This window comes from Sporanaerobacter sp. PP17-6a, from assembly GCF_900095615.1.
GTDB classification, from domain to species: Bacteria; Bacillota; Clostridia; order Tissierellales; family Acidilutibacteraceae; genus Acidilutibacter; species Acidilutibacter cellobiosedens.
This window is the reverse complement of sequence record NZ_FMIF01000003.1, coordinates 1-12,929: the sequence shown is the minus strand read 5'-3', so window position 1 is coordinate 12,929 and position 12,929 is coordinate 1. Positions and strand designations below refer to the sequence as shown.

The window sequence follows — 12,929 nt, the reverse complement described above, 5'->3', positions numbered from 1 at the left end:
CTACTATTTATTCTTAAGTAAATAAGGCTCTATTACCACTTCTCCATCACATACTCTGGCTATTTCAGGCCATTTTGAAATATTCACTTCCCCATCGGGTTTTCTTGCAATAATATCAGCTATTCTAAGTTGGGTAGGGTTTAACTCGTAAGCGGCAACAAAAACTTTTTTGTTTCCATCTACTCCGGCATGAGCAATTCCTCTCAAATGTCCAAGTACTACAATGTTGCCTTTAGCCGATATCATCCCTCCCGGATTTATATCTCCCAGTATTACTAAATTGCCAGAATACTCTATAGTTTGTCCAGATCTCACAGTGGTAGTAATAAATTTTGTCATTCCTTCACTTTCATCCCTCAGAAAACCTTCCTCTAAGTTTTCCGAAGCTAAAGCATTTTCATTGATGTCCAATTTATATTTATCATTTATTAATTCCTTAATTTCACTTTTTTCTTCTTCTGTTAAAGCTTTTCCCTTAATATCAGATATTCTCCCTCCTTTGAAAAATGAATTCGACCTTTTCAGCTTCCTATCTAACTCATTTTTTATTAAAGAAAAATTCCCATCCTTTATATATATACATATTCCATTTCTTGTTCCCTTAAAAGAAACCAACTCATTGCTCATCTGCAGACCTCCAACAAATAACACTATTAATATTCTTCATTTAATTTGTAATTCCTTCTTTATTAAAAAATGAATTGGAAGGTGGACTACCTTGACAATTCATTTTCTATTGGTAACACTTCTTTTTGTTCTTCCTCTTCATTTAGACCAAGATATTCAGCTATAACATCTCTTGCTATTGGGCCGGCATAACCTCCGCTTCCTCCTTGAAATATTACTACCGATATGGCAATCTGAGGGTCATCGTATGGTGCAAAGGCCACAAACCATGCATAATCATCATAGGTATCCAATGTAACGGGATTAATACCGCTTTTTTGTGCCGTTCCCGTTTTAGCAGCCACTTTCACTGGGAATTTAGAAAATATGCTCTTTGCCGTACCTTCTACGGCAACCTTTCTCATCGCATATTTAACACGTTCCAAATTCTCATAATCGTTAAGCTTTATCTTCTGACCCGAATCTTCTCTTTTATATTCCACTGCAGAATTATCATAATTTTTTATTGAGTCAACCACTGACATCTTATGAAGATATCCTCCGTTTGACAAAGTGGCTATATAATTTGCCATCTGTATTGGAGTATAAGAATTTTGCCCTTGTCCAATAGTAATATTAAGAGTATCGGCTATATTCCAACCTGCCTGATTTAAATAAGTATATTTAATTTTATCGGCTAACCCTTCTCTTTCTCCCTCAAGCCTTTTTTCAGGATCTATTCCCATTTTATCCAATCTTTTTATTACTTCCGTTCTGGATAAAAGCTCTTCATTTCCTACCCAACTGATTATTTCATTTATTACTTCTTCTAAATCCTTATCGTCTAATTTTACGCCATCTTTTACATATTTATTTATGTTTTCTTTAAGATATCTTTTTAAAATGCCCTTAGTACTTGCAATCTTTTTACTTGGATCAGGAACTCCACCATGAGCTTCCGCCGGAACATCTATTTCTATTCCCGTTTTATCATTCAACCCAAATTTTTTAGCCATATTGGTGATATCCTCAATATCCAGCTTAATTCCAATACTTTCTCCTGTCCTTTGATTTTTTCCGAGAGCTAAGGTATAAAAGTAATAGTTACAGGAATCTCTTATAGCATTATATACATTTTCATTTCCATGACTTCCTCTGCCATTTTTCCATATCAGGCATGTAAATCTCTTATTGCCTATATCTACATAACCCATATCTCTGATGGTCTTATTAGGATCCATACCTTTCTCCAAAGCCGCCATAGCGGTAACCATCTTAAAAGTGGACCCAGGCTGAATAGCCGTTTGTAAAGCAACATTGTATAAAGGCCTTGGTGCTAAAGTGTCCTCCTCGTTTTCGGGAAAGAGGCTTTCCCAATCTGAATTTGATATTCCTGTGGAAAACATATTTGGATCATAGTCCGGATAATTGGCTAAGGCCAATATTTCTCCGGTTTTTACATCTGTGGCAACCAAAGCTCCGCTTGTTGCATTAACATAAGGTCTTCCCTTACTCTTATTAATTCCGAACTTATAATTTCCCCACTTGCTTTCGTAAACTCCGCCTTTTTGAATTGCTTCTATGCCCTTTTTAAGAGCAACTTCTGCCACCTCTTGTAGCTTCGCATCGATAGTAAGATATAAATTATCTCCCGGTGTGGGATCTTCCTGACTGATTGTATTAATTGTATTTCCAAAGGCATCAACCTCCACAATTTTTTTGCCTTCTTTTCCTTTCATCTGATCTTCATACTTTTCTTCTATTCCCGTTTTTCCTATTATATCATTGGGAGAATAGCCGTTTTCTTCAACGTATTTTTTTATTTCATTAGATTGAGATATCTTTCCTAAGTATCCTAATATATGAGATGCAGTATTCCCGAGGGGATAATATCTTATCGGTTCAATAGAAACCTGAACACCTGACATATCCATTTTTCCCTCTTCCAATTTTGCTACAGTTGAATCCTTTATCCCATATGCGATATTAATCGGTTGATAAGCTCTATAGCCTTGGCTGTTCAACTGATCCAATATTAAAAGCATAGGTCTTACTTCATATTCGCTAAGTTTTTTATCTATTTCAAATTTATCTCTCAAAAAGTAAAAAGCTTCTTCCGCACTGCTTTTTTTTGGAATATTAAATTGGCTAAACCAATTATTTTTATTATTTATACTTACATATTGTAAATTTGAAACGGATATCTTAGGATTAACACCATTATTCAGCAAAACTTCCTGAGCAATATTTTTAACTTTCTTATCCAATATGGTTTCTTTTAACGCACCTGTTTTTTTACCCAGCTCTATTAAAACGTTTATAGGTGTATCAGAGCCTGAAGAACTATTGTCTTTGAATTTGTAAATCAAGCCCGTCTTTTCCTCATTCAACTCATAAGTAACGGGACATTTAACATTCTTCTCTTCGATCTTGGAAATTAATATTTTACCCGGAATTATAGTCTCCGTAACTTTGCCCTTATCATCTTTTTCCTCTACTACCTTTTCCAATAAATTATTAACGGAAGTCTGCATTACTATATTCACGAAATCATCTTTTGCACTACTCTTCATCGTTATATTATTATATTTTTTCATGAGAGATCTTTTCTGACTCTCATATTCCTCGTCAAATGTTAAATCAAAAGGCTGAATTTCAATATCGTCTACATATCCTTTACTTTTTAATAAATCATAAGTTAATTGTCTGGATATAGGATGATCTATTATTTTTCTTATAATGTTTCTGTCATTACCTATAAGGCTAAGTATACATTCCTCGGGAGATGATTTAAGAGGCAGTTTGTTCTCCGTCTTCCATTCATCTATGTCTTTCCCCTCCTCAAAATTAAAAACAACCCCTCCGTCAGCAAGAGAAATTTCTATAGGCATATCTATTCCTTTGCTCTGCAGAGCATGAATAGCTTTATTCCCTGTTAAGAACTTAAAATTTTCGTTATCAACATAAAATGTATTTAATATTTGATGAAGAAAATTATTATTAATTATTATATCAATGATTTTTTCTTCCGGATCTTGGTTCTCATTATTATATGAGTCTTCATTTTTGTATTTAAAAACATTCATTTCTATAGGAAACTCATCTATATAATTAACGCCATCCTCCTCTAAAAGTCTTGACAAATTTAATACTGTTTTATTTCTTTCTTTTTTATCCTTTAAATTCAATTCATCTTTTAAAATCTGAACAGTAAAACTTGGCTTGTTCCCTGCCAACAGCCGTCCATACCTGTCCCTGATTTCTCCTCTCGGTGCGGTAATGGAAATTTCTTTCAGTCTTTTATTATCGGATATATCCCTATAATAATCTCCCTGAACTATTGTTAATCTTGCCAATTGAAAAAAAAGAACAAAAAATACTGCAAAGATAAAAATCATTAGTATGTTATATCTGTCCTTTAATTTATCAATAAGTTTCACAGAACTCACCTCTATTTCCCTCCAAATTTAATGGAAGAAACAGTAAATTTCTTCAATAACCATTTATATAATGGAATTGATAAAATAACATTATATATTATTTCAATAATTATAACATTTCTTATAAGATCATAAAAATAAGAATTCATTGATAGAAAATACATTATTATAAAATACAGGAGATGATATATAACCGTTCCCAGGGAAATAAAAATAAAAGGTGCGATTAAGCTATCCTTATATATTTTAGTTTCCATAATTCCAATAAAATATCCTATTAAAAAATATATAAGAGCATTTACCCCAAGTACAGGGCTAAAAAAAATGTCCTGAAGAAATCCTGCGATTATCCCTACCACAGCTCCCTCCCTTTTTCCGTTCAAAATAGCTAGGGATACTACAATTATCAAGGCAGTATTAGGAACAACCCCTAATACTGCTATATGTGGAATAACCGTACTCTGCAATATGAAGTTGAAAATAACAATGCATAAAATAATTAACCAGCGCAAATTTCTACCCCTCATTATTTATTAATAATTATATATACTTTATATATCTTTTTAAAATTTATGGCCGGGTCCACTAAAATACTTTTCATCAAATTTTTTTCATCTTTTTCTACTTCGGTCACTTCTCCGACATATAAATCTTTCACAAAACCTTCTCCAAGTCCGGAAGTAAAAAGCTTGTCTCCTTTAACTATATCTGCATCACTGTCAAATAAATATCCTGACAACTTTCCATCAACACTTCCCGATAAAATCCCTCCGTCTTGAGTTCTTATTATCTTATAAGAAATATCACTATTTTCATCTATTATAGATATAACCTTTGCCCAATTATCTCCTACATCTGAAACTCTTCCTACCAATCCTTCTTGCACAACATTATTTTCAATTTCTATTCCCTGAACAACTGTGTCACCCTTTTTTATTCCATCTTTTAGTCCTTTATCTATAACAAATCTGTCAAACCAATTTCCAGGTTCTTTTGCAATGATATTAGCACCTACCAAATTATATTTTGTATTATTTAATAGCTGTTCTTCTTTCTGAAGATAATCTGCTTTAGAAATAATATTTTCATATTCCCTATTTTTATTTTCTAATTCTGCTACTTTTTTTCTGAGGTTTTCATTTTCCTCCTTTAAACGAAAAACATTCTTTACAGAATCTATTCCATTAACAACCTTATTACTTGCAGCAGAAAAAACTTTTTCCACCGGAGAAAAAATATTTCCTATTATTCTCTCCACGGAAGTCAGCTGCATTCTTTCAGAACCCGTTAACCCGATGATGGCTATTAGAATGATAGTAATTGAAATAACTATCATTCTATCTCCATATTTTTTTAGAAATGACATAATTATCACCACTAACCAATTCTATTATTATTGGACGACGTCCTTTTAAGCACATCTATGCTGCCTAAAGTTTTCCCCGCCCCCAAAGCCACACAATCTAAGGGGTTTTCCGCTATATATACAGGCATTCCCGTTTCTCGGCTTATAAGCCTATCAATCCCATCAAGTAAAGCTCCGCCTCCGCTTAATGTTATTCCCTGCTCCATTATATCAGATGCAAGTTCCGGAGGAGTCTTCTCAAGAGTAAATTTTATAGCCTCTACTATATTATTAACCGGCTCCTTCATTGCTTCATATATCTCTGAAGAACTTATCTCTATAGTATTCGGAAGTCCGCTTATCAGATCCCTTCCTCGTATACTCATCTTCGTTTCTTTTTCCTTAATATCAGCCGAACCAATGGAAATTTTCACTTCTTCCGCTGTTCTTTCACCAATCATCAAATTATATTCCTTCTTAATATAATATACGATAGATTCATCTAATTCATCTCCGGCAATTCTTATAGAACGGCTGGTAACTATTCCTCCCAAAGATATGACTGCAACTTCCGCTGTACCTCCTCCTATATCTACGATCATGCTTCCGGTTGCTTCGTGAACAGGAAGACCTGCTCCTATTGCTGCGGCCATAGGCTCTTCTATTAAATAAGCCTCTCTTGCTCCTGCATGAATAGTAGCTTCTTCTACAGCTCTCTTTTCCACCTCGGTAACACCTGATGGAACACATATTACCACTCTCGGCTGAAATATTGTTTTCTTCTGAATTGCTTTTCTTATAAAATATTTAAGCATATTCTGCGTTATATCAAAATCAGCAATAACTCCGTCCTTTAAAGGTCTTATAGCTACTATATGTCCCGGAGTCCTGCCTATCATTTTCTTTGCCTCTTCGCCTACTGCTAAAACCTGCTTTGTATTTGTCTGAATTGCTACTACAGAAGGCTCTCTCAATACTATTCCTTTTCCTTTCATATATACCAAAGTATTTGCTGTTCCTAAATCTATACCCATATCTTTCGTAAAACTACTGAATAAGCCCATATATTGTTCCTTCCTTTCTTCTCCTTAAATTATACTTCTTTCCTTAAAACTTACATATCTATTATCACCAATTATTATATGGTCTAACACCGTAATCCCGACAATATTACCCGCTTCTATTAGTCTATTAGTAATATTGATATCTTCAGGACTGGGATTTGGATCTCCACTTGGGTGATTATGTATTAAAATAATGGAATTTGCACTCTTTCTAATAGCCAAATTAAAAACTTCCCGAGGATGCACAATGGAAGAATTCAAATTTCCAACAGAAATTGTTTCAATACTTATTATATTATTCTTTGTATTTAATATCGCTATTTTAAAATATTCCTTTTTTAAATATCTCATCTCCTCCATAAGCAGATTTACTAAAACCTCAGGAGAACTTACCTGGATTTTTTCCATATTATAATTATATTGAGATGAAATTCTCTTTCCCAGTTCGACTGCAGCGACTATCTGTGCTGCTTTACAATATCCGATTCCCTTGATTTGAGTTAACTCTTCCTGTTTAACATCAGACAAATATCCGATTCCGTTTTGATCCATGGATAATATCTTCTGAGCCAAGTCCATAGCGGTATCATCTTTATGCCCGGTTCTTATGATTATGGCCAAAAGCTCCGAATTAGATAAAAAACCTACACCATGCCTTTGAAGCTTTTCCCTTGGTCTCTCTGAAACAGGCCAGCTTTTAATCGTATAATTCCCTAAGGTTACATCTTTTTTCTCCATAGGATTTTCTACTCTCCTTGAAAATAATGTTTTTTCATAATAAACTTATATTAAAATATTTTTCTAAAAGATAATCAAGTTTAAAAACCGGCATACCTACTACATTAGAATAACATCCCTCAATTCTTTCAACTAATATTTCTCCATATCCTTGTATTCCGTATCCTCCAGCTTTATCCTCATATTCATTGGTTTCTATATAATTTTTGATTTTATCATCACTTAATTTTCTAAACACTACCTTTGTTTTCTCATAATCTATAATTTTAATATTTGAATCTGCCTCTATAATTGATATCCCAGTTACTACATTATGTTCTCTCCCACTCAACAGTTTTATCATATTAAAGGCATCCTGCTCATCTTTAGGTTTTCCCAATATCATATTATCTATATAAACAACAGTATCAGCTCCGATTATTATTTCGTGATTTTTAAAATATTTTTCAACACTTTTGGCTTTCTCGAATGATAATGACATAACCGTTTCTTCCGGACTAAAATTTCCCCTTACTTTTTCATTTATAAAACTAGGATATATTTCTAAGTCAATCTTATATTTAGAAAGAATATCCTTTCTCCTTGAAGAAGAGGATGCCAATATTACTTTTCTCATATATAATACCACCTAATCTCTATTAATTCCTATTTTTTTAAAATTTTTTTCTAAATTTTTATTAATATAAATTGAAGAAAGACCAACAAAATATCCTGTAAGAAGACTTACGGGAAGCAATGGAGGTAAATAAGAAAATACCTTAAAATTATTCATTATCAGACTTGCCACTGCCACTTGAGAAACATTATGAGCTACTGCCCCAAATATACTTACTCCAATAAGACTAAATATATTGGAAAAGTATTTATAGACAAAATACATAATTAGGCAACTAAAAACCGAACCCAATAAACTATATATTAAACTGGAAACACTTCCTGTACTTAACACAAAAGCTATACTCTTCAATATTCCTACAATTAATGCTTCTTTAAAGCCAAATAATACTAAAGTTATCAATATGACAATATTGGAAAGTCCCAGTTTAGCTCCAGGTATAATAAAAGGGACAGGAATAAAGGATTCTATAATACTTAATGCCAATCCCATAGAAACCAGCAATGCCAAAAACAACATACTCCTTATATTTCTCACAAATACCCCGCTTTCTTAATAGCTAAGATAATCTATTTCATTTTCACCATTTTCTCCTTTGATTTCAATTATTAGTCTATTCGGCAAGCAAACTATCGTTTCTCCAGGCTTAGAAATATATCCCTGCTTCACATCTAATTTATCAGGACAATCTGCCTCAATTACTCTAACTTTTTTATCCCCTATTTCTATTAAATTATAACCGTATTTCGTTTTAATTGGTATGGTTTTTCCTACCATTTTCGGATTAAAAGTAATTTTTTTGTACTCCTTCCCATTCACTTGAATACTAATATATTTTGAATTATATGATGTTGCATCTCTTTCCACATATATAATAGAAATTAGGCTTATGATTATAATAATGATTATTAAATATTTATCTCCTTTTGTCAATAGAAACACCTTTCCATTATAAATGAATTAGGTATTATACATAATTAGTTTACCATTTATATTTTTCATTTACAAGCTACAATTTTATGTAAAAATATATAAACAAAAAATACCCCAACTACTTCATAGGGTATTTATAAAATCCACAAAATCAAAGGACAATTGTATAAAAAAGTTTTCCATGGAATCATTAATACATCTTTTTCTTAATTTCAGCTATATTATCGTTAATGTAATCCCTTATCCATAGCAATATATCGGGACTGTTTATATCAACAGAACCAAGAATTTTCTTTATTTGTATTGTATCGAAGATAAACTCATTTTTGTCATAAATATGTTTATAATAAATATCTACGTCTTTATTTGTGTTGATTAAAGTCATTATTGTCTGTCCCATGTTTCCAAGGGGTTCCCTGTCTATGTGAAAATATTTGAAAGAAAATTTTATCCTTGTTCCCTTGCCTTTCACAGATTCAATATTAAAATCTCCGCCACACTGTTTAGCAGCTTGCTCGGTTAATGGAATTCCCAGTCCTACTTTTCTTGTCTTTCTCGTTGTTACAAAAGGGTTAACCGCATTATTGGCAGTATATTCATCCATTCCCTTACCGTCATCATCTATCTCAACAGATAAGATATCATTTTTCGTATCTTCATTTATTACTATAGTTATTTTATTTGCTTCAGCATCTATAGAATTTATTCCCAAATCTAAAACATGAAGTGACAGTTCTTTCATTTTATCCGTTTCTCCTCATTTCTTAGATACCTAAAAACTTCATTTAAATTTAAACTGCTCAATTCCATAAAATTTTCGGCTTCATTTATTTGCCATAAATCATGGGCATCCGAATTTGTAATGATATTATAAATACCCTTTATGTTCATTTTTTCTATCATTTCTTCATTGCATTCAGAAGAAATTTCCACAGTGGATATGTCTAAATTTTTTGGAATAAATCCGAGGACAGACAGTATACTGTAAGATTTCCTGTCTATATGGGCAGGAACAATTATTCCGTTATATTTCTTAACTAATTTATCTATTTCATCTATAGAATAGCTGCTGGCACTGGTAAGAAGCTTCTCTTCCCTATATATTACAGAATCCTCTTCATCTAATGCCAGCTGTTGTCCAAAAAATTTTTCTGCATTTTTTATGTCAGGAATACTATCATATATCAGTTTCCCAAATTCCAATCCTTCTTCAATATTCCTAAAATAACAGAGAATATGAACCTCTTCTTTCGTATTTACTTCCATTCCCGGTATCAATAGTATTCCTCTTTTATATGCAATTTTTTCTGCTGAACTTACATTTATCATTGAATTATGATCCGTTATGGAAATAATATTGAGCTTTTTTATATATGCCATATTCACAATATTGTTAGGCGTCATATCATCAGATGCACATGGAGATAAAGACGAATGTATATGCATATCAAAAGAATATTTCATATTAAATACCCAAATTATTTAATTGACAGGCAATTTCATAACTGGTAAGTTTAGATTTAAATAAAGCTACTTTTTCCTCTTTAGCTTTTTCAACAGTATTTTTATCAATTTCCATATCTTCAGCTATGATTATGCCGGACATATTTACTAAAACAGCAACTGCAATAATATTAATATGAGTCTGAATGGTAATCCAAATATTGTTTTCTTTTCCATTGGCCATCACAACACTTAACAAATCTCCTATATATGCTCCGTCGACTTCTCTGTTTTCATCAAATCCCCCTATTGCTTCCAATTTTAAATTTTCAGCTATATCTTTAAGTTTCATATTTCTCCTCCATCATCATTTAATTTTTTCAAATCCTTTATAAATATGCAATCTTTTACTTGGGCAAAACCCCTTATGGTATCTTCTGCCAAAGCATGACAAGTTGGAGCTCCGCAAGAACCGCAGTCAAGTCCCGGTAATGCGTTTTCTATTCTTTTCATTCTTGCCAATTTTTCCATCGCCCTATTTATATCCTCATCTAAATTCAATATTCCCTTCTGTTCAATTTTATTTGTCCAATTTATAATTCCATTTTCTAATATCTTCTTAATATAATCTTCATCAGTATATTTAGTAGCGGTTACATTATATCCTGTATAGTAAGATAACCTTTCAATAATACTTTTAGCTATAAAGGGATTTTCCACATTTAAAGGCCCTCCTACACATCCTCCCATACAAGCTAACCCTTCAAAGTACACTACACTATCAAGCTTTCCAAGTTCCATCTTCTCCAATACTCCTATTACATTTTCAATTCCGTCTACTGCAATATAATTATCTATTCCAATGGATTTACTCTGCCCCCCTACCGTTGCCCAGCTTATCCCATTTACAGTCCCTTTTTCATAATGATTACAGGACTCAATCCTCTTCATCTTTTCAGCAACTGGGCCATATATCTTATTTATTGCAATAGCTCCGTTTAATGAAGACTTCTCTATTCCTATGGGTTTCATGATGCTGGTAACCTTTGCAGGACATGATGCCAAACAAAATACTCCTATTTCTTCTGACTTATAACCATATTGTCTCTCTGCAGCTTCTCTTGCCAATCTTCCCGCTATTTCCATCGGAGATTCGACATTAACTATATTTTCTATAAGAGAAGGAAATTTAACTTGTATAAGCCTTAATATTGCCGGGCACATAGAAGATATAATAGGTTTGCGAATATCTTTCTTGTTAATCATATGCTTAATAACATTAGTCAATATATCAGCTGCTATTCCTTCGTCAAAAACACAATCAAAACCTATTTCCCGAATTCCCTCATATACCCTGTCCATATCTACGCTGCTGTTAAATTGTCCATATAAAGATATGCTTGGAATAGCTATATTGAATTTAAACTCCTTTAATCTACTTAAGTCATCTGTAACAGAATTCTGTGCATGACTTGGGCATACTCTTATACATTCTCCGCAATCAACACATCTTTCCTTTGTAATAACAGCCTTTTTATTTCTGACCCTTATGGCTTCTGTAGGGCATCGTCGCATGCAATTTGTACACCCTATGCATTTCTCATCATTCAATACTACGGAATGAAAATATTCTCTCATTTTTCATACCACCTAATCCAATTTTATTAGCTAATATATATTTTCATATTTACAGTTGTTCCCTTATTAATTTCTGAAGCAATATCAAATTTATCACAAAATTTTTTCATATTAGGAAGTCCCATTCCTGCACCAAAGCCAAGTTCTCTTATATCATTAGATGCGGTTGAATATCCTTCCTGCATAGCTAAATCAATATCTTCAATTCCTGGGCCTTTATCTTCAGCTATAATTTCTATTTCCTTTGGAGAAATATTTACAAATATTTTCCCTCCAATAGAATGAATCACTAAATTCATTTCCGCCTCATAAGTAACTATAGCTGTCCTTCGTACTATTTGGGGATTAATTCCCAGTTGAACAAGAATCTTTTTTATATTGCTTGATGCATCCCCTGCAGTAGCAAAATCATTTCTGGCTACTTCATACTCCATATTGATTAAATTATTGCTCATTGGTTGCCAACTTCCTTTTTAATAGTAAGTCCCTCTAAATTCTCCTTATATAATTTTCCAGATGCAGTATACATTGTCTCTTCAGTAAACATTATAACAAAGTTCTTCTTTTTCGCTATCTCAATTATTGTGCTTGCAGGCTTTTTCCCTCTAACAAATACAATTGCCGACAGGTCAACCATCTCCGCCGCCTTCATTATTTGAGGATTATTAAGTCCTGTTAAAAGTATAGTTTCCGAATTCACACAAGCAAGTATATCACTCATCAAATCAGAACTAAATGCATACTTCACCTCTCTGTCGAGATATTCTTCTCCCGTTAAGATTTCTGCATTTAAAATTTCCTTTATTTCTTTAATTTTCAATATTACACCTCCCTGCCATATTTACCATCATAAGTGAAAATTATATAGTTAATTTATTTTATCTTAATTCAAATTATATCATAAATAAAGGATTATCATAAACTCCATTAAAAATAAATTTCATGATATTACATTCCGTTTAAACAGAGTATAGGTAACTGATAAATAACAGATAAATACTAAAATAAAAATTCCATAGATGCTTAAAATATTTGTAAATACCTGATGCTCTGTAACATAAGGGATATATTCCCGATAGTTTGCCTTTGATAAGTAAGAAAAAACC

General features: G+C 32.5%; 15 protein-coding genes. All 15 read right to left on the bottom strand.

All coding sequences use genetic code 11. The features are described 5' to 3' along the window. Positions 1-3: 3 nt before the first annotated feature. A complete protein-coding gene (locus PP176A_RS02850) occupies positions 4-627 on the bottom strand; it encodes a septum site-determining protein MinC (RefSeq protein WP_071138948.1) in 624 nt (207 codons plus the stop codon). A gap of 86 nt (positions 628-713) precedes the next feature. Next, positions 714-4,055 carry a penicillin-binding transpeptidase domain-containing protein gene (locus PP176A_RS02845; protein ID WP_083381748.1) on the bottom strand — a complete coding sequence of 1,114 codons (3,342 nt, stop codon included), beginning with the start codon at positions 4,053-4,055 and terminating at the stop codon, positions 714-716. A 2-nt stretch (positions 4,056-4,057) separates the two neighbouring features. Then, positions 4,058-4,558, bottom strand: a complete 501-nt coding sequence (gene mreD, locus PP176A_RS02840; protein ID WP_071138946.1) for a rod shape-determining protein MreD — start codon at positions 4,556-4,558, stop codon at positions 4,058-4,060. Between the two features lie 14 nt (positions 4,559-4,572). Next, positions 4,573-5,412 carry a rod shape-determining protein MreC gene (gene mreC, locus PP176A_RS02835; RefSeq protein WP_071138945.1) on the bottom strand — a complete coding sequence of 280 codons (840 nt, stop codon included), beginning with the start codon at positions 5,410-5,412 and terminating at the stop codon, positions 4,573-4,575. A gap of 11 nt (positions 5,413-5,423) precedes the next feature. Continuing rightward, positions 5,424-6,455, bottom strand: a complete 1,032-nt coding sequence (locus PP176A_RS02830) for a rod shape-determining protein (RefSeq protein WP_071138944.1) — start codon at positions 6,453-6,455, stop codon at positions 5,424-5,426. Between the two features lie 24 nt (positions 6,456-6,479). Beyond that, positions 6,480-7,193: a RadC family protein gene (radC, locus tag PP176A_RS02825; protein ID WP_071138943.1), complete on the bottom strand. Its 714-nt coding sequence runs from the start codon at positions 7,191-7,193 to the stop codon at positions 6,480-6,482. Between the two features lie 34 nt (positions 7,194-7,227). Further along, complete coding sequence (locus tag PP176A_RS02820; RefSeq protein WP_071138942.1) at positions 7,228-7,809, bottom strand: nucleoside triphosphate pyrophosphatase; 582 nt, start codon at positions 7,807-7,809, stop codon at positions 7,228-7,230. 12 nt (positions 7,810-7,821) lie between these two features. After that, entirely contained in the window at positions 7,822-8,346 is a 525-nt protein-coding gene (locus tag PP176A_RS02815; protein ID WP_234958765.1) for a Gx transporter family protein, read from the bottom strand. Between the two features lie 15 nt (positions 8,347-8,361). Continuing rightward, entirely contained in the window at positions 8,362-8,751 is a 390-nt protein-coding gene (locus PP176A_RS02810) for a NusG domain II-containing protein (RefSeq protein ID WP_234958763.1), read from the bottom strand. Between the two features lie 181 nt (positions 8,752-8,932). Then, a complete protein-coding gene (locus PP176A_RS02805) occupies positions 8,933-9,484 on the bottom strand; it encodes an ATP-binding protein (protein WP_071138940.1) in 552 nt (183 codons plus the stop codon). Then, positions 9,481-10,206, bottom strand: a complete 726-nt coding sequence (locus tag PP176A_RS02800) for a PHP domain-containing protein (protein ID WP_071138939.1) — start codon at positions 10,204-10,206, stop codon at positions 9,481-9,483. The genes PP176A_RS02805 and PP176A_RS02800 overlap by 4 nt, the downstream gene beginning before the upstream one ends. A 1-nt stretch (position 10,207) precedes the next feature. Then, on the bottom strand, positions 10,208-10,537 hold the full coding sequence (locus PP176A_RS02795; protein WP_071138938.1) for a DRTGG domain-containing protein: 330 nt from the start codon (positions 10,535-10,537) through the stop codon (positions 10,208-10,210). Next, positions 10,534-11,823 carry a [Fe-Fe] hydrogenase large subunit C-terminal domain-containing protein gene (locus PP176A_RS02790; RefSeq protein ID WP_071138937.1) on the bottom strand — a complete coding sequence of 430 codons (1,290 nt, stop codon included), beginning with the start codon at positions 11,821-11,823 and terminating at the stop codon, positions 10,534-10,536. Before PP176A_RS02790 ends, PP176A_RS02795 begins: the two co-directional genes overlap by 4 nt. Positions 11,824-11,849: 26 nt before the next feature. Continuing rightward, positions 11,850-12,278: an ATP-binding protein gene (locus PP176A_RS02785; RefSeq protein WP_071138936.1), complete on the bottom strand. Its 429-nt coding sequence runs from the start codon at positions 12,276-12,278 to the stop codon at positions 11,850-11,852. Continuing rightward, on the bottom strand, positions 12,275-12,643 hold the full coding sequence (locus PP176A_RS02780; protein ID WP_071138935.1) for a DRTGG domain-containing protein: 369 nt from the start codon (positions 12,641-12,643) through the stop codon (positions 12,275-12,277). The genes PP176A_RS02785 and PP176A_RS02780 overlap by 4 nt, the downstream gene beginning before the upstream one ends. Positions 12,644-12,929 lie beyond the last annotated feature (286 nt).

Excerpts from the sequence above, each read along its gene's own strand:
- PP176A_RS02850 (WP_071138948.1), bottom strand. The coding sequence starts at position 627 with ATGAGCAATGAGTTGGTTTCTTTTAAGGGAACAAGAAATGGAATATGT.
- mreC (WP_071138945.1), bottom strand. The coding sequence starts at position 5,412 with ATGTCATTTCTAAAAAAATATGGAGATAGAATGATAGTTATTTCAATT.
- PP176A_RS02830 (WP_071138944.1), bottom strand. The coding sequence starts at position 6,455 with ATGGGCTTATTCAGTAGTTTTACGAAAGATATGGGTATAGATTTAGGA.
- radC (WP_071138943.1), bottom strand. The coding sequence starts at position 7,193 with ATGGAGAAAAAAGATGTAACCTTAGGGAATTATACGATTAAAAGCTGG.
- PP176A_RS02820 (WP_071138942.1), bottom strand. The coding sequence starts at position 7,809 with ATGAGAAAAGTAATATTGGCATCCTCTTCTTCAAGGAGAAAGGATATT.
- PP176A_RS02805 (WP_071138940.1), bottom strand. The coding sequence starts at position 9,484 with ATGAAAGAACTGTCACTTCATGTTTTAGATTTGGGAATAAATTCTATA.
- PP176A_RS02800 (WP_071138939.1), bottom strand. The coding sequence starts at position 10,206 with ATGAAATATTCTTTTGATATGCATATACATTCGTCTTTATCTCCATGT.
- PP176A_RS02795 (WP_071138938.1), bottom strand. The coding sequence starts at position 10,537 with ATGAAACTTAAAGATATAGCTGAAAATTTAAAATTGGAAGCAATAGGG.
- PP176A_RS02790 (WP_071138937.1), bottom strand. The coding sequence starts at position 11,823 with ATGAGAGAATATTTTCATTCCGTAGTATTGAATGATGAGAAATGCATA.
- PP176A_RS02785 (WP_071138936.1), bottom strand. The coding sequence starts at position 12,278 with ATGAGCAATAATTTAATCAATATGGAGTATGAAGTAGCCAGAAATGAT.